At 53.5% G+C, this 15,968-nt stretch carries 17 protein-coding genes; 11 read left to right on the top strand and 6 right to left on the bottom strand.

Features of this window, described 5'->3' with window-relative positions; all coding sequences use genetic code 11:
- Positions 1–30: 30 nt before the first annotated feature.
- From cysB to acnA, 5 genes are all read left to right on the top strand, one after another.
- Positions 31–1,005: an HTH-type transcriptional regulator CysB gene (gene cysB / locus SK58_RS12095; RefSeq protein WP_006810844.1), complete on the top strand. Its 975-nt coding sequence runs from the start codon at positions 31–33 to the stop codon at positions 1,003–1,005.
- Positions 1,006–1,341: 336 nt separating this feature from the next.
- On the top strand, positions 1,342–1,482 hold the full coding sequence (locus SK58_RS12100) for a YmiA family putative membrane protein (protein WP_213083754.1): 141 nt from the start codon (positions 1,342–1,344) through the stop codon (positions 1,480–1,482).
- 8 nt (positions 1,483–1,490) lie between these two features.
- Complete coding sequence (locus tag SK58_RS23075) at positions 1,491–1,655, top strand: hypothetical protein (protein ID WP_162183706.1); 165 nt, start codon at positions 1,491–1,493, stop codon at positions 1,653–1,655.
- A 137-nt stretch (positions 1,656–1,792) separates the two neighbouring features.
- Positions 1,793–1,891, top strand: coding sequence for a small membrane protein YmiC (gene ymiC / locus SK58_RS23195; protein ID WP_032103392.1), 99 nt, complete (start codon positions 1,793–1,795; stop codon positions 1,889–1,891).
- 164 nt (positions 1,892–2,055) lie between these two features.
- Positions 2,056–4,731: an aconitate hydratase AcnA gene (gene acnA, locus SK58_RS12115; RefSeq protein ID WP_017693321.1), complete on the top strand. Its 2,676-nt coding sequence runs from the start codon at positions 2,056–2,058 to the stop codon at positions 4,729–4,731.
- Positions 4,732–4,768: 37 nt separating this feature from the next.
- On the opposite strand, the gene ribA is transcribed toward acnA, so the two are convergent.
- Entirely contained in the window at positions 4,769–5,359 is a 591-nt protein-coding gene (ribA, locus tag SK58_RS12120) for a GTP cyclohydrolase II (RefSeq protein ID WP_032648499.1), read from the bottom strand.
- Positions 5,360–5,556: 197 nt separating this feature from the next.
- Here ribA and pgpB point away from each other — a divergent pair, with 197 nt between their 5' ends.
- From pgpB to yciH, 5 genes are all read left to right on the top strand, one after another.
- Positions 5,557–6,324 (top strand): phosphatidylglycerophosphatase B, encoded by a 768-nt coding sequence (gene pgpB, locus SK58_RS12125; RefSeq protein ID WP_003856815.1) that lies wholly within the window; start codon positions 5,557–5,559, stop codon positions 6,322–6,324.
- A gap of 148 nt (positions 6,325–6,472) precedes the next feature.
- On the top strand, positions 6,473–6,781 hold the full coding sequence (locus SK58_RS12130; protein ID WP_003856817.1) for a LapA family protein: 309 nt from the start codon (positions 6,473–6,475) through the stop codon (positions 6,779–6,781).
- A 6-nt stretch (positions 6,782–6,787) separates the two neighbouring features.
- Positions 6,788–7,957, top strand: a complete 1,170-nt coding sequence (lapB, locus tag SK58_RS12135) for a lipopolysaccharide assembly protein LapB (protein ID WP_003856819.1) — start codon at positions 6,788–6,790, stop codon at positions 7,955–7,957.
- A 184-nt stretch (positions 7,958–8,141) separates the two neighbouring features.
- Positions 8,142–8,879 carry an orotidine-5'-phosphate decarboxylase gene (pyrF, locus tag SK58_RS12140; RefSeq protein WP_047735491.1) on the top strand — a complete coding sequence of 246 codons (738 nt, stop codon included), beginning with the start codon at positions 8,142–8,144 and terminating at the stop codon, positions 8,877–8,879.
- Positions 8,879–9,205, top strand: a complete 327-nt coding sequence (gene yciH / locus SK58_RS12145) for a stress response translation initiation inhibitor YciH (protein WP_015570389.1) — start codon at positions 8,879–8,881, stop codon at positions 9,203–9,205. Before pyrF ends, yciH begins: the two co-directional genes overlap by 1 nt.
- A gap of 104 nt (positions 9,206–9,309) precedes the next feature.
- On the opposite strand, the gene osmB is transcribed toward yciH, so the two are convergent.
- The 3 genes from osmB to SK58_RS12160 form a co-directional block, all read right to left on the bottom strand.
- A complete protein-coding gene (gene osmB, locus SK58_RS12150) occupies positions 9,310–9,528 on the bottom strand; it encodes an osmotically-inducible lipoprotein OsmB (protein WP_017384212.1) in 219 nt (72 codons plus the stop codon).
- A 262-nt stretch (positions 9,529–9,790) separates the two neighbouring features.
- Positions 9,791–10,543 carry a DNA-binding transcriptional regulator YciT gene (locus SK58_RS12155; RefSeq protein ID WP_017384211.1) on the bottom strand — a complete coding sequence of 251 codons (753 nt, stop codon included), beginning with the start codon at positions 10,541–10,543 and terminating at the stop codon, positions 9,791–9,793.
- 37 nt (positions 10,544–10,580) lie between these two features.
- Complete coding sequence (locus SK58_RS12160; protein WP_003856825.1) at positions 10,581–10,763, bottom strand: YciZ family protein; 183 nt, start codon at positions 10,761–10,763, stop codon at positions 10,581–10,583.
- Positions 10,764–10,954: 191 nt separating this feature from the next.
- Between SK58_RS12160 and SK58_RS12165 the strand changes: the two genes are divergently transcribed.
- Positions 10,955–11,824, top strand: a complete 870-nt coding sequence (locus tag SK58_RS12165; RefSeq protein WP_003856826.1) for a crotonase/enoyl-CoA hydratase family protein — start codon at positions 10,955–10,957, stop codon at positions 11,822–11,824.
- On the opposite strand, the gene pdeR is transcribed toward SK58_RS12165, so the two are convergent.
- Both pdeR and SK58_RS12175 read right to left on the bottom strand, forming a co-directional pair.
- On the bottom strand, positions 11,821–13,812 hold the full coding sequence (pdeR, locus tag SK58_RS12170; protein WP_032103394.1) for a cyclic di-GMP phosphodiesterase: 1,992 nt from the start codon (positions 13,810–13,812) through the stop codon (positions 11,821–11,823). The two genes, SK58_RS12165 and pdeR, sit on opposite strands and share 4 nt — an antisense overlap.
- Positions 13,813–14,016: 204 nt before the next feature.
- Positions 14,017–15,951: an exoribonuclease II gene (locus SK58_RS12175; RefSeq protein ID WP_017384207.1), complete on the bottom strand. Its 1,935-nt coding sequence runs from the start codon at positions 15,949–15,951 to the stop codon at positions 14,017–14,019.
- Positions 15,952–15,968 lie beyond the last annotated feature (17 nt).

The following is a 15,968-nucleotide window of genomic DNA, read 5'->3' on the forward strand; positions in this document are numbered from 1 at the left end:
TGACGCATGCGCTAAATCGGATGGTCTGGCATGAAATTACAGCAGCTTCGCTATATCGTTGAGGTCGTCAATCATAACCTCAATGTCTCTTCCACCGCAGAAGGTCTTTATACCTCTCAGCCCGGCATCAGTAAGCAGGTGCGTATGCTGGAGGATGAGTTAGGTATTCAGATATTTGCCCGCAGCGGTAAGCACCTGACTCAGGTCACCCCGGCAGGACAGGAAATCATACGCATCGCACGGGAAGTGCTCTCCAAAGTCGACGCCATTAAATCCGTCGCCGGGGAACATACCTGGCCGGATAAAGGCTCTCTGTATATTGCCACCACGCATACACAGGCGCGTTATGCGCTTCCCGGGGTGATCAAAGGCTTCATAGAACGCTATCCCCGCGTTTCCCTGCATATGCATCAGGGCTCACCGACGCAAATCGCAGAGGCCGTGTCTAAAGGCAATGCAGACTTCGCTATCGCGACGGAAGCGCTCCATCTGTACGATGATCTGGTCATGCTCCCGTGCTACCACTGGAACCGCTCTATTGTCGTGACCCCGGATCACCCGCTGGCGGGGAAGGGCGAAGTGACAATCGAAGAACTGGCGCAATACCCGCTGGTGACCTATACGTTCGGCTTTACGGGCCGGTCTGAACTGGACACCGCGTTTAACCGCGCCGGATTAACGCCACGGATTGTCTTTACGGCGACGGATGCGGACGTCATAAAAACGTATGTGCGTCTGGGCCTGGGCGTTGGGGTTATTGCCAGCATGGCGGTGGATCCTGTCTCAGACCCGGATCTGGTGCGTCTGGATGCGCATGATATTTTCAGTCACAGCACCACCAAGATAGGTTTTCGTCGCAGCACGTTCCTGCGCAGCTATATGTATGATTTTATTCAACGCTTTGCGCCACATTTAACGCGCGATGTGGTGGATACAGCTGTGGCGTTACGCTCCAATGAAGACATCGAAGAGATGTTTAAAGACATTAAACTTCCCGCCAAATAATCACTCCCGGTATCTTTCTCCTGCGGAAAGATACCGTCATTCCGCTTTAAACCTGAATTAGAATTATCATCATCTACGCCCACTGTCATATATCGTCATAACCCATTTGATGACTATGGTTTTACTGTCGCAAATTTGCGACAAAAGTAGAAACTAATTTACAGCTGTGCAAATTATTCTTTTCAATTATTTATTTCTGGTCAAAAGATTGAATTTTCCCGGGCTCGGATACGTAAATTCACTGGCTTTTCGGCTAAAGTTTCTTTAGGATTTATCTCATCAGATGATTACTTGTGCCAATTGTTTGGTCTCTAAATGATAAGCGATATCGATTGTATGAGGTTAGCAATGCCGTCAGGAAGTGAAGAACCGCAAAGGGATCCCGCGCTTAAGCGTAAAGCCTGGCTGGCGGTCTTTCTTGGCTCTGCCCTGTTCTGGGTGGTGGTTGCTCTTCTTGTCTGGAATTACTGGGGTTGATTATGGTCATGACGGTGCGTACAGAAGCGAGAAAAGAGATGTGTCAGCTTCGTGACAATGCTCACAAAGCCCGTAAGGCGCCAGCAACCAGCGTGCCAGCTTCCTGGAAACTGACGCCGCAGCAGCAGGCCTTTATTGATGTGTTCGCGGAAGACGAACCCAAAAAACAATAATTTTGATTTTTGCGTAATGATGCAAATAGTCTGAATATAGACTGTGCACTTTTGTACTCCTTAATAAATACACATCAGCAATATAGAACGAGGGCAGACCTCGCAACCTTAAATAATTAAAGTCTGGTGTCCCTATGATGAATAACATGACAACCGTAAAATACTGGTCATGGCTCGGCGTATTCTCAGCGTCGATCCTCTTCTGGTGTCAGCTCCTCTGGCTGGCCTTGCACTAAATCGTAAAACCTCGCCACGGCGGGGTTTTTGTTTTATCCCTCGCGTTGGACCATTCCTAAATTTATCAATTTGGGTTGTTATCAAAACGTTACGACATCTTTGTGTTATCTTTAATTACAGCCCTGATGATTGTCAGGACATCCCTGTTTTTAAGGAGGAGCTTATGTCGTTAACCCTACGCGAAGCCAGTAAGGACACATTACAGGCGGAAAATAAAACCTGGCGCTACTACAGCTTACCGCTGGCTGCCAGAACGCTTGGGGACATTTCGCGGTTACCCAAGTCGTTGAAAGTCTTACTGGAAAACCTCTTGCGCTGGCAGGATGGCGACTCGGTTACCGAGGAGGATATCCAGGCTCTGGCAGGGTGGCTGAAAAATGCTCATGCAGACAGAGAAATTGCCTATCGCCCGGCCAGAGTGCTGATGCAGGATTTCACCGGCGTGCCAGCGGTGGTGGATTTAGCTGCCATGCGTGAAGCCGTTAAGCGTCTTGGGGGCGATACTGCTAAGGTTAACCCCTTGTCCCCGGTAGACCTCGTCATTGACCACTCCGTCACCGTCGATCACTTTGGTGACGACGATGCTTTCGGCGAAAACGTCCGTCTGGAGATGGAACGTAACCATGAACGCTACGTTTTTCTGAAATGGGGTCAGCAGGCGTTCAGCCGCTTCAGCGTTGTTCCACCGGGCACCGGCATTTGTCACCAGGTCAACCTGGAATATCTCGGCAAAGCCGTCTGGAGTGAATTGCAGGATAAAGAGTGGGTGGCTTACCCTGATACGCTGGTGGGCACAGATTCACACACCACCATGATTAACGGCCTTGGCGTTCTGGGCTGGGGCGTCGGTGGTATTGAAGCGGAAGCGGCCATGCTCGGCCAGCCGGTATCAATGCTCATTCCCGATGTGGTGGGCTTTAAGCTGACCGGTAAGTTATCCGAAGGCATTACCGCCACGGATCTGGTTCTGACGGTCACCCAGATGCTGCGTAAGCATGGCGTGGTGGGTAAATTCGTTGAATTTTATGGCGATGGTCTGGATTCACTGCCGCTGGCGGACCGGGCCACCATCGCCAACATGGCGCCGGAATATGGCGCGACCTGCGGCTTTTTCCCGATTGATAGCGTTACGCTGGAGTATATGCGCCTCAGTGGTCGCAGCGAGGAGCAGGTGGCTCTCGTTGAGGCCTACACCAAAGCGCAGGGCATGTGGCGTAACCCGGGTGACGAGCCGGTATTTACCAGTACGCTGGAGCTGGATATGGGCACCGTTGAGGCAAGCCTCGCAGGGCCAAAACGTCCGCAGGACCGCGTCGCCCTGAGCAACGTTCCGAAAGCCTTTGCTGCCAGCAATGAGCTGGAAGTTAACGCCGCACAAAAAGATCACCGTCCGGTGGACTATGTTCTGAACGGGCATCAGTATCAGCTCCCTGACGGCGCCGTGGTGATCGCCGCTATCACTTCCTGTACCAACACGTCCAACCCGAGTGTGTTAATGGCTGCCGGGCTGCTGGCAAAAAAAGCGGTAGAGCTGGGGCTCAAGCCACAGCCTTGGGTTAAAGCCTCCCTGGCGCCTGGTTCGAAAGTGGTATCCGATTACCTGGCACAGGCCAGACTCACGCCTTACCTCGACGAGCTGGGCTTTAACCTGGTGGGCTACGGCTGTACGACCTGCATCGGTAACTCTGGTCCACTGCCTGAACCTATTGAAATGGCGATCAAGCAGGGGGATTTGACCGTTGGCGCGGTACTTTCCGGTAACCGAAACTTTGAAGGGCGTATTCATCCGCTGGTGAAAACCAACTGGCTGGCCTCGCCGCCGCTGGTTGTAGCCTATGCGCTGGCCGGAAACATGAACATTAACCTGGCGACCGATCCGATTGGTCACGATCGCAAAAATGAACCGGTCTATCTGAAAGACATCTGGCCATCATCGCGCGAAATTGCGCGCGCGGTAGAGAAAGTTTCCACCGAGATGTTCCGCAAAGAGTATGCGGAAGTGTTCGAAGGCACAGCGGAGTGGAAAGCGATCGACGTAGTGGGTTCCGATACCTATGACTGGCAGGATGATTCCACCTATATTCGCCTGTCGCCATTCTTCGACGAAATGCTGGCGGAGCCTGCACCGCTGAAAGATATTCACGGCGCGCGCATTCTGGCGATGCTGGGCGATTCCGTCACCACCGACCATATCTCCCCTGCGGGTAGCATCAAGGCGGACAGTCCGGCAGGTCGGTATCTGCAAAGTCGTGGCGTGGAACGTCGCGATTTCAACTCCTACGGTTCGCGCCGCGGTAACCACGAAGTGATGATGCGCGGGACCTTTGCCAACATCCGCATTCGCAATGAAATGGTCCCAGGCGTGGAAGGGGGTATGACGCGCCACCTGCCGGATACAGAGGTCATTTCAATTTATGACGCAGCCATGAAGTATCAGCAGCAGGGTACGCCGCTGGCCGTTATTGCCGGTAAAGAGTACGGCTCCGGTTCCAGTCGCGACTGGGCGGCAAAAGGTCCGCGTCTGCTCGGGGTTCGCGTGGTGATTGCCGAATCCTTTGAACGTATCCACCGCTCAAACCTGATCGGGATGGGGATCCTGCCGCTGGAGTTCCCGCAGGGCGTAACGCGTAAAACGCTGGGTTTGACCGGGGAAGAGCAGATTGATATCAGCGGTCTGCAAAATCTGCAACCGGGTAAAACCGTTCCGGTGAAGTTAACGCGCGCAGATGGAACGACAGAAGTGCTGGATTGCCGGTGTCGTATTGATACGGCAACAGAGCTGACCTATTACCAGAACGACGGCATTTTACATTATGTGATTCGTAAGATGCTGGACTGATCAAACTCGCCCGGCACATGTGCCGGGCGTTTTGCATTTACTCGCTCAGCAGATGCCCCATTTTGGAAGCTTTGGTATCGAGGTAGTGCGCGTTTTTCGGGTTGCGGCCGACAATCAGCGGTACGCGTTCCACAATATTGATGCCCGCTTCAGTGAGGATTTCCACTTTTTTCGGGTTATTGGTCAACAGACGCACTTCGTCCACGCCCAGCAGCTTGAACATATCCGCGCACAGGGTGAAATCTCGCTCGTCAGCAGCAAAGCCGAGCTGATGGTTCGCTTCGACGGTATCGTAGCCCTGATCCTGCAACGCGTAGGCGCGGATTTTATTCAGCAGGCCGATATTGCGTCCTTCCTGACGGTGATACAGCAGAACGCCACGTCCTTCCTCTGCGATATGAGAAAGGGCGGCTTCAAGCTGAAAACCGCAGTCGCACCGCAGACTGAACAGCGCGTCACCGGTCAGACACTCTGAATGAACGCGGGACAGCACCGGCGTTTGCCCCGAAATGTCGCCGAACACCAGGGCGACGTGATCTTGCCCGGTTGCCAGTTCTTCAAAACCCACCATCAGGAAATCGCCCCATGGGGTTGGCAGTTTGGCTTCTGCCACACGTTTAAGCTGCATGTGATTCTCCAGACCAGGCTGACACGTTTCGTGCCTTTGCCCCATTATGCTTTCTGTATCGGACTATTTTGCCACAAGCCCGGCAACTTCACCTAATCACCACCACGCTTTACAAACGTTAAACGCACAATCCGACATATCCACCAGAATGATGAAATTCAGTTATGATTGTGGTGCTTAGTGAAAAAGGAGAGGACATGCTTTCAATTGCCAGACGAACGGCCGCAGGAGCCGCCGTATTGCTCGTTATACCCCTGGTCGTTTGGTTCTCCGGCTGGATGTGGCAGCCCGGACAAAACGAGACGTGGCTGAAAGCCTTATACTGGATAACCGAGACGGTCACCCAGCCGTGGGGGATTATTACGCACGTGCTGCTCTGTGGCTGGTTCCTGTGGTGCCTGCGCTTTCGCCTTCGCGCGGCGCTGGTACTGTTCGCTATTCTCGGCGGCGCCATACTTATCGGGCAAGGGGTGAAGTCGTGGGTCAAGGATCGCGTGCAGGAACCCCGTCCTTTCGTCGTCTGGCTGGAAAAAACGCATCATGTTCCGGTGGATGAGTTCTACAATTTAAAGCGTAAAGATCGCGGTGCGTTGGTAAAGGAGCAGCTTGCAGAACAGCAGGATATCCCGACCTTTTTACGCAAACACTGGCAAAAAGAGACCGGCTTTGCGTTTCCTTCCGGGCATACGATGTTTGCTGCCAGCTGGGCGCTACTTGGCGTGGGACTGCTGTGGCCGCGTCGGCGTACCCTCACGATTGCGATTTTGCTGGTCTGGGCGACAGGCGTAATGGGCAGCCGGATGCTGCTGGGGATGCACTGGCCGCGTGATTTGGTGGTGGCAACGCTGATCTCGTGGGTACTGGTGACGCTGGCGACCTGGCTTGCACAACGTTTTTGTGGACCATTGACGCCGCCGCCGGAAGAGAAGGAAGAAATAGCCGAAAGGGAGTCTGGCGGAACCTGAAGGTTGATATTCCGCATTTTGACCATAAATCCATGTAGGGCGCGTTACTTTTTCCATTTCGCGCCCGCCACTAAAATGGTAGCTTATAAGGCTGATTGCATTGAGTTGAACACGCTTTATACGCTCGAACCACATAACGGGAAGTCATGTGAAATATTTACTCATTTTCTTACTGGTGTTGGCGATTTTTGTCATTTCAGTCACATTGGGCGCGCAAAACGATCAACAGGTAAGTTTTAACTATCTGCTGGCGCAGGGCGAGTACCGGGTGTCGAGCCTGCTGGCGGTGTTATTCGCGGCGGGTTTTGTCATCGGCTGGCTTGTATGCGGCCTGTTCTGGCTTAAGGTTCGTGTTTCTCTTGTTCGCGCTGAACGTAAAATTAAACGACTTGAACATCAACTTACGCCTGCGTCTGACATTCCGGCGAGCTCTGGTGTGCCGGTAGTCAAGGAATAATCGAATATGCTGGAGTTGTTGTTTCTGCTTTTGCCTGTCGCCGCAGCCTATGGCTGGTATATGGGCCGCAGAAGCGCGCAACAAACAAAACAGGATGAAGCAAACCGACTCTCCCGTGACTACGTAGCGGGGGTGAACTTCCTGCTGAGCAATCAGCAGGATAAAGCGGTGGATCTGTTCCTCGACATGCTCAAAGAGGATACCGGCACCGTAGAGGCGCATCTCACCCTGGGAAACCTGTTCCGTTCGCGCGGAGAGGTTGACCGTGCCATTCGTATCCACCAGACCCTGATGGAAAGCGCTTCGTTGACCTATGAGCAACGGTTGCTGGCCGTGCAGCAGCTTGGGCGGGATTACATGGCCGCGGGGCTTTACGATCGCGCCGAGGATATGTTCTCTCAGCTGGTGGATGAGACGGACTTCCGTATCGGTGCGCTTCAGCAGCTTCTGCAAATCTACCAGGCCACCAGCGACTGGCAAAAAGCGATTGATACCGCCGAACGGCTGGTCAAACTCGGTAAAGACAAACAACGCGTCGAAATTGCCCACTTCTATTGCGAGCTGGCTCTCCAGCAGATGGGTAGCGATGACATGGATAAAGCCATGGCATTGTTAAAGAAAGGCGCTGCGGCCGATCGCAACAGCGCGCGCATCTCGATCATGATGGGGCGGGTCTTTATGGCTAACGGTGATTACGCCAAAGCCGTGGAGAGCCTGCTTCGCGTTATCGATCAGGACAAAGAGCTGGTCAGCGAAACGCTGGAAATGCTGCAAACCTGCTATCAGCAGTTAGGTAAGCAGGACGAGTGGGTTGCGTTTCTGCGTCGCTGCGTTGAAGAAAACACCGGTGCCACAGCCGAGCTGATGCTGTCCGACGTCGTTGAAGAGCACGAAGGGAGTGATACCGCCCAGGTATACATTACCCGTCAGTTGCAGCGTCATCCTACCATGCGGGTATTCCATAAGCTGATGGATTACCACCTTAATGACGCAGAAGAAGGGCGCGCTAAAGAGAGCCTGATGGTGCTGCGAGACATGGTAGGTGAACAGGTGCGGAGCAAACCGCGCTATCGTTGCCAGAAATGCGGCTTCACCGCCTATTCGCTTTACTGGCATTGCCCTTCCTGCCGGGCGTGGTCCACTATTAAGCCAATCCGAGGTCTGGACGGGCAGTGATTTTTTAAAACTCCGCATTTTAGTTACAACATACTAATTGTTGTGGTAATTTCGTCAGCACCGTGCGGTCTGAGGTTCGGCAGGAAAAGCATTCGATTCTGTTCATTTACCCCGAGGGCAGGTAGAATGCACGCCGTTTATCTGTTCCGCGCCGCTGCGCGCCCATAGACGAAAAGGGCTGGTCATGACGTCTGTTACATCCTCCACTTCCCGCGTAGTTACCGATTCTCCCGTAGTTGTTGCTCTGGATTACAATAACCGTGACGCCGCACTGGCCTTTGTTGATGGCATTGATCCCCGCGATTGCCGTCTGAAAGTAGGCAAAGAGATGTTTACGCTGTTCGGCCCGTCAATCGTCCGCGATCTGCACCAGCGTGGCTTCGACGTTTTCCTCGACCTGAAATTCCACGATATTCCGAATACCACTGCGCACGCCGTTGCTGCGGCGGCTGAACTGGGTGTGTGGATGGTTAACGTTCATGCATCCGGCGGGGCACGCATGATGACGGCTGCGCGCGAAGCGCTGGTGCCGTTTGGTAATGACGCTCCGCTTCTGATCGCCGTCACCGTGCTGACCAGTATGGATGAATCCGACCTGTGCGACCTGGGTGTGACGTTGTCACCTGCCCAACACGCGGAGCGTCTGGCGCGCCTCACGCAACAGTGTGGTCTCGATGGCGTGGTCTGTTCGGCTCAGGAGGCGGTTCGCTTCAAATCTGTGCTAGGCCGCGACTTTAAACTGGTAACGCCAGGTATCCGTCCGGCAGGCACCGAGTCTGGGGATCAGCGACGCATCATGACGCCAGAGCAGGCGCTGAGCGCGGGTGTAGACTATATGGTGATTGGTCGCCCGGTGACGCAATCCGCTCATCCGGCAGAGACCCTGAAAGCGATAAATGCATCACTGAAAAAGGGGGCATAATGCGTGACGCCAACAGTCGTCTGGTCTATTCAACGGATACCGGGCGCATTGAAGAGCCAAAAGAGAAAGCTGAACGTCCAAAAGGCGATGGCATCGTGCGAATTCAGCGCCAGACCAGCGGCAGGAAAGGTAAAGGGGTTTGCCTTGTCACTGGCATTGATCTGGATGATGCAGACCTGGTAAAGCTCGCCGCTGAACTTAAAAAGAAGTGCGGATGCGGTGGGGCAGTAAAAGACGGCATTATTGAGATTCAGGGTGATAAACGGGATTTAATTAAAGCGCTGCTGGAAGCCAAAGGAATGAAAGTCAAACTGGCGGGCGGCTAAAATAAATGAGCCACGGACATTGCCGTGGCTCTTTTTTTTACGTGCGTAAGTCAGACCTGAAAATACAAAATATATTATTATACCGGTGAGAGCCGTTATGGTGATTATTTGCCCACCTGGTGACCGATAACACCACCTACGGCAGCACCACCTAATGTTCCCAGCGTACTACCATCCGTTAATACTGCACCACCAAGCGCACCAGCACCGGCACCAATCGCGGTATTACGGTCACGTTTAGACCAGTTAGAGCAAGCGCTCAGGGACATTGCTACAGTGATTGCCAGAACAGCGGCGGCTAATTTTTTGCTGGTAAAGGTCATAATACTTTCTCCTGAATTATCGATTCACGGAAAGGAATGCACTTTAAGTATAGACAATATCCATACTTAAATTCTGTTCCCGTGAAACCTGGTCGCGCAGGCGTTTCATCATCACGCAGGTGATAGTCACTTCCTGTTATATCGCTAATATTAATTTTACGTGTTTAGAACGGTTTCAACAGGTAAAAACTCTTAAAGGCAGGGTCAGAATACTCTCAGAGAAAGGTTTAAGTGCGCCCATTATTCGGGCGCAGCAGGATAATCAGGCCGTTTTTTTCACAATATCGACAGTCAGGCCGTCTTGTTCTAATTGCTGGCGATATTCATCGCGCAAACGCTCATCCGTAATCACACGGCTGAAGCGTGAAGCCGGACCCATCGTATAAGGGTGTACGGCGCCAAACTTAGAGCTGTCGGTCAGCACTATCGCTTCACACTCTTTGGCGAGCACTGCGTTAACCACGTCTGAACGCATCATGTCGCGACCGGTAAAGCCGGTGTCGGGCTGCCAGCCGTCAATACCAATGAATGCTTTACTGAAGTGAACCTGCTGAACATATTGACGCGTTAATGGCCCCACCATGCTTTCGCTTTTCTTCTGGTAAATGCCGCCCAGCAGTATCACCTCGCACTGAGTTTCCTTCAACAGATGGGCGATATAGCTGCTTACGGTGATGATGGTAACGTCTTTTTGATCGGCGAGCGTGCGCGCCAGAAGAGCGTTACTGCTGCCATTTTCAATAAAGACGGTCTCACCGTTATTCACTAAGGATGCAGCAAACTCCGCCAGCTCCCGCTTGAGCGCATAATTGTTCATCATGCGGGTTTCGACGTCGTCGCTGTCCAGTGGAACGGCATATCCGTGTGCACGCCGCAGGTAGCTCTGTTTTTCCAGCAGATTCAGATCCTGACGAATGGTGACTTCAGAAACGCCGGTGGCTTTAGCGAGATCGACCACGCTTACGCGTCCCTGATCGATCACCATCTGCAAAATGATTTGTTGTCGGGAATTCATAGCATCCATTTAAAAGGCAAGGGCGGAAACGACGTGGCTACACTTCCCACGGGGCTTTAGGTTGAGTGGATTCTGGAGCGTTATCAGCGCCGTTCTCAGCCAGCAGTTCAGACTTGAGGATTTCAAGGTTACGGATAGCAGAGTGATAATCGCCTGCGACAAGAATATCCAGCACAGTATCAATACGCTGTGCCACGGCTGTTGCATCAATGTTAGACATAAGCTCACCCTGAAGCGAAAAGTTAATATTATCAATGATGCAGAAAATTGATTCAAAAGAGAAGGTAAAAAATGCAATAACCAAAGTTCATAAATGAAAGTGATAAATTTGGCCCCCGTATGCTGCGGGTTGTAGGGGTGGATTAGTCTAAAACTGCGCGCAACGCGCTTTTTTATAAGAGGAATTCGACTATGACAGTTATCAACCAGACAACCTGCACATTGTTTACTGATGCTGAACGATTCACTCAACTGGCGGCTTATTATGAGGCCGAACGGCGTACGGTGTGGATGATGTTACGTGCCACGCCACGGCCTTGCTTCAATCATGCGCTGATCGAGGAGATCATGAATCTCTCCTGGCTGGTTCGACAGTCCGGATTTGTCGTTGATTTTTGGGTCACCGGATCGCTGGTCCCCGACATCTACAATACCGGCGGTGATTTACAGTTCTTCGTTGAGTGCATCAAAAACAACCGACGCGAAGCGTTACGCGCCTATGCCCGGGCCTGTGTGGACTGCGTTCATGCCGCCTCGCGAGGGTTTGATACCGGAGCTGTCACGCTGGCTATGGTGGAAGGAAGCGCGTTAGGGGGCGGGTTTGAAGCCGCGCTGGCGCATCATTTCATTCTGGCCCAGCGCGATGCCCGATTAGGCTTTCCGGAAATCGCGTTCAATCTGTTCCCGGGCATGGGCGGCTATTCACTGGTGGCGCGTCGTGCCGGCATGAAAATGGCGGAGGCGCTGATCTACAAAGGTGAGACGCATACGGCGGAATGGTATGAGCAGCATGGTCTTGTGGATCTCTTATTCGAGCCGTTACAGAGCTATGTTTCGGTGCGGACGTTTATCGACACGCTACAGCCGAAGCTCAACGGCGTAAGGGCCATGCTGCGTGCGCGTACGCGCGTGCTGCCACTTCCGCGAAGCGAGCTGATGGACATTACCGAGGATTGGGTTGATGCCGCCTTCTGCCTTGAACCGAAGGATATCGCCTACATGGAGCGGCTGGTTATGCTGCAAAATCGCCATCAGGCGACGGGCTTACGCAAAGCCAGCTAACGGACATTTCTGGCCTGATAGCGCTTTAGCCATCGCTCGAATGCGGCAGCGGGCATGGGCTTAGCAAAAAGATAACCCTGCCGTTCGTTGACGCCATTCTTCGTCAGAAAGGCGTCTTCTTTTGCACTTTCCACCCCTTCAGCAATGACCTGCAAATTTAACGCCTGCGCCACGGCGACTATCGCACGCACCAGCGACTGTGAAATGGACTGCTTATGGATGTCCCGCACGAAAGCCTGGTCAAGCTTAATGGCATCGATAGGGAAGCGCGCCAGCTGCGACAGGGAAGAGTACCCCGTACCAAAGTCATCCAGGTGAATTTGCGCTCCCAGGCGGCTAAACTGCTGGATCACTGACAGGGCCAGCTCTTCATTTTCAATGAGACAGCTTTCGGTCAATTCCACGTCAATCGGGCAGTATTCAAAACTCAGGTCTTTCAGCGCCTGCTTCAGGTCGCTGAAGATGGTCTGGTCCGCCAGCTGACGGGCGGAGACGTTGACCGCGACGCGAAGGTTGATCCCCTTGTCGCGCCATTTCGCCACCTGGCGCACCACATCAAGCATAACCCAGCGGCCCAGGGGCACAATCAGCCCTGACTCCTCAGCATAGGAGATAAATTCCATCGGCGGGATCAGGCCACGCTCTGGCGACTGCCAGCGCACCAGCGCCTCCAGACTTCTGACTTCGCCGCGCCAGGTTATTTTGGGTTGGTAGTGGATTAACAGCTGATCGTTATCCAGCGCTTTACGCAGGTTGGTATCCAGCCACAGGTATTCAAATACGCGCTGGTTCATCTCTGGCGAGAAGACGCAGAATTTGCCCCGGCCATTTTCTTTGGCGGTGTACATGGCGGTGTCGGCATTACGAATGACGCTTTCGCGATCGTTACCGTGCTGGGGCGCAAGCGCGATGCCCAGCGAGCAGCCGGTGTAAACCTCTATCAGCCCGATGCGGAAAGGCTGACGAAGTCGGGTCAGTATGCGCGATGCCATGGCTTCCAGCGCGCCCTGCGAGGTATCGGTGGCCAGCACGATAAACTCATCCCCACCCAGGCGCGCCAGGGTTTGTCCTTCGTCCAGGCAGCTCAGGATCGCCAGCGCAACGGCCTGTAGCAGCTGGTCGCCAAACATATGCCCATAGGCATCGTTCACTTTTTTAAAGTTATCCAGATCGAGATAAACCACGCCTACCTGGGTGTCACCCCGAGCGGTGATGGCATCAGAGATCAGCTCATGGATGGCGTTTCGGTTAGGCAAACCGGTAATCGTATCCGTATTGGCGAGTACGCGCAGGCGCTCCTGGGCCCGACGCTCTTCGGTTATATCGGTACCTGAACAGATGAGGAAGATTTCATTTTTCCCGCTGCCGCTGTGAACAAATTTATTTCTGAAGAGAAACAGGCGCTGCCCTTTGCGGGTCTTGATCCAGCGTTCAACTTCGTACGAGCTGCCGTTACGAAAAAAACCGGTGATGTTGCGTTTGGAGGCCGCGGCTTCGCTACGGCTCATAAACAGTTTGAACACGTTTTGCCCGATAACTTCCTGTTCCTTCAGGCCCGTATATTCTTCACTTAAACGGTTGAAGCGCTGAATATTCCCGTTCTGGTCGAGGATCACAATCACGGAGTTAGCCTCGGACACTACCTGTTCGGCGAAGGAGAGCCCCTGCGCCAGGTCCCGCGCCACGGAAGGAGTATCGTTCCAGGCTGATGCCGTTCCTGCCCACTCATTTTTGTTAATTTTACGGCCGACAAGATGAACGGGAACGTCCACACCGTACAAGGGCAGGGTCATGGCAATGCTGGAGGTTATCACGGTGAGCTGGCGGATCAGCGCGGCCTGCTCATCATCCAGCGCCACCACCTGAATGATGTCAGCGCTTTCACTGGCAGCAAGATGCAGAGCATTGCTGTCTGCTGTCAGTCGCCACCAGGGGCTATGCGTACCCATGTAACGAAACAGCAAATTCTGCTCCAGATCGTCCATCACGTTTTCTCCCGCGGCTGCTGAGTAGCGCACAAATTATTCATTTGCAGTCGACAATGACGGCTCTCTTTTACTGTAGATAATTCTGGCGAAATGTGGCGATGGGAAACAGAAAAGTGTGAGAAAAAACGATGATTTTGCGGGAGATAATACAGAAGAGAACTCCCGGCCACCCCTTAACGGAACGGCCGGAAGTTTACGCGGTTATCAGGCGACAGGGCGCGCGATAATACTGCGGGTTTCCATGCGCACTTCAGCGATGGTGACATCAATCACGTCAGTGACCTTGTAAACCGTTTCGCCTTTAATTTGCACGGTCCCGTTTTCCTGGCTACAAACCAGTTCGTCGCGAACGGCATGCAGGAACGGGGCAGGAATAAAGGCAACGGCGCCATTATCCACCAGACGAACGCGCATACCGCCGCGGCTGATGTCAATGATTTCAGCCGGGAAACGGGTGTCAGTCCCTGCCTTATCATTCAGGAAGCGCGCGTATAACCAGTCGCCGACATCACGCTCCGCCATACGGTTGAGACGGCGACGTTCTGCCATCTGCAACGTCGTATCATCCTGTGGGCGGGCAACAGATTCCCCTTTGATGATCGCTTTCAGCAGACGATGGTTAACCATATCGCCGTACTTACGGATCGGGGAGGTCCAGGTCGCGTAAGCCTCAAGGCCAAGGCCGAAGTGCGGGCCTGGCTCGGTGCTGATTTCCGCAAAGGACTGGAAGCGGCGAATACGGCTGTCAAGGAACCCTGAAGGCTGCGCGTCCAGCTCGCGGCGCAGTTTGCAGAAACCTTGCAGGGTCAGCACTTCCTCAGGATCGACGTGTACGTCATGGGTTTTCAGCAGGGCAGCCAGCGCTTCGGTGTTCGCCGGATCAAACCCGGTGTGCACGTTGTAAATGCCAAAGCCTAATTTGTCGCGCAGCACGCGGGCGGCACAAATGTTGGCGGATATCATCGCTTCTTCAACGATGCGGTTGGCAATACGGCGCGGCTCAGCGACGATATTCAGCACTTCACCTTTTTCACCCAGCACAAAACGGTAGTCCGGACGATCTTTGAAGACCAGCGCGTGAGTTTGACGCCATTCGCTGCGGCTCAGGCAGACGCGGTGCAGCAGACGAATTTGTGCGGCAATGTTGTCGGACTCGGGTTTCCAGCTGCCCGTGTTCTCCAGCCAGTCGGACACGTCGTCATAGGCCAGCTTGGCTTTGGATTCGATGGTGGCGGCGAAGAATTCAATATCTTCTTCAATGGTACCGTCAGCCGCAATGGTCATCCGACAGGCCAGCACCGGACGCACTTCATGCGCACGCAGCGAGCAAAGATCGTCGGAAAGTTCACGCGGCAGCATCGGAATGTTAAAGCCCGGCAGGTAGTTGGTGAACGAGCGCACTTTGGCCATCTCGTCCAGCTTGCTGCCTTCGACAATCCATGCGGTAGGGTCGGCGATGGCGACGGTCAGATGCAGTTTGCCATCGGCTGTCTCTTCGGCATACAGCGCATCGTCCATATCTTCGGTGCTGGCGCTGTCAATGGTGACAAAGTCCAGCGCCGTCAGATCGCGACGTTCCAGACCTTCGTCCTGCATTTCAGTCGCCACGCCCTCAGGCGCTTCTTTTTCGAGATTGTGGCGCGCCAGCGTCACCCACCATGGGACGAAATGGTCGTCGCCGAAGGTAATGTATTGGGTAAGCTCGGCGTAAAAACCGCGATCGCCTTTTAAAGGATGACGGCGCATCTCAGCAACCGCCCAGTCACCCTCAACAAAATCATGCTCAACGCCACGCGCGGCGCGGCACGGAATAGCATCTTTCAGGAGAGGATGGTCCGGCACGACAGAAAGACGATCGTCTTTTTTATGCACTTTCCCGACAAAGCGGGTCAGGAAAGGTTCGATCAGTGCTTCCGGCTCGGCAGACTCTCGTTCCTTTTCGGTATGAATAACGGCCGAAATGCGGTCGCCATGCATCACTTTCTTCATCTGAGGAGGCGGAATGAAGTAGCTCTTCTGCCCGTCAACTTCAAGAAAGCCAAAGCCCTTTTCCGTGGCTTTTACGACCCCTTCTGCACGCGGCGTCTGGGAATGCAGTTGCTGTTTAAGCTGCGCTAGCAGCGGGTTGTCCTGAAACATAATGTTCTATTTTCGTA

This window comes from Enterobacter sp. BIDMC93 (genome assembly GCF_001037805.1).
GTDB lineage: Bacteria > Pseudomonadota > Gammaproteobacteria > Enterobacterales > Enterobacteriaceae > Enterobacter > Enterobacter hormaechei_C.

Excerpts from the sequence above, each read along its gene's own strand:
- cysB (WP_006810844.1), top strand. The coding sequence starts at position 31 with ATGAAATTACAGCAGCTTCGCTATATCGTTGAGGTCGTCAATCATAAC.
- SK58_RS12100 (WP_213083754.1), top strand. The coding sequence starts at position 1,342 with ATGAGGTTAGCAATGCCGTCAGGAAGTGAAGAACCGCAAAGGGATCCC.
- SK58_RS23075 (WP_162183706.1), top strand. The coding sequence starts at position 1,491 with ATGACGGTGCGTACAGAAGCGAGAAAAGAGATGTGTCAGCTTCGTGAC.
- ymiC (WP_032103392.1), top strand. The coding sequence starts at position 1,793 with ATGAATAACATGACAACCGTAAAATACTGGTCATGGCTCGGCGTATTC.
- acnA (WP_017693321.1), top strand. The coding sequence starts at position 2,056 with ATGTCGTTAACCCTACGCGAAGCCAGTAAGGACACATTACAGGCGGAA.
- ribA (WP_032648499.1), bottom strand. The coding sequence starts at position 5,359 with ATGCAGCTTAAACGTGTGGCAGAAGCCAAACTGCCAACCCCATGGGGC.
- pgpB (WP_003856815.1), top strand. The coding sequence starts at position 5,557 with ATGCTTTCAATTGCCAGACGAACGGCCGCAGGAGCCGCCGTATTGCTC.
- lapB (WP_003856819.1), top strand. The coding sequence starts at position 6,788 with ATGCTGGAGTTGTTGTTTCTGCTTTTGCCTGTCGCCGCAGCCTATGGC.
- pyrF (WP_047735491.1), top strand. The coding sequence starts at position 8,142 with ATGACGTCTGTTACATCCTCCACTTCCCGCGTAGTTACCGATTCTCCC.
- yciH (WP_015570389.1), top strand. The coding sequence starts at position 8,879 with ATGCGTGACGCCAACAGTCGTCTGGTCTATTCAACGGATACCGGGCGC.
- osmB (WP_017384212.1), bottom strand. The coding sequence starts at position 9,528 with ATGACCTTTACCAGCAAAAAATTAGCCGCCGCTGTTCTGGCAATCACT.
- SK58_RS12155 (WP_017384211.1), bottom strand. The coding sequence starts at position 10,543 with ATGAATTCCCGACAACAAATCATTTTGCAGATGGTGATCGATCAGGGA.
- SK58_RS12160 (WP_003856825.1), bottom strand. The coding sequence starts at position 10,763 with ATGTCTAACATTGATGCAACAGCCGTGGCACAGCGTATTGATACTGTG.
- SK58_RS12165 (WP_003856826.1), top strand. The coding sequence starts at position 10,955 with ATGACAGTTATCAACCAGACAACCTGCACATTGTTTACTGATGCTGAA.
- SK58_RS12175 (WP_017384207.1), bottom strand. The coding sequence starts at position 15,951 with ATGTTTCAGGACAACCCGCTGCTAGCGCAGCTTAAACAGCAACTGCAT.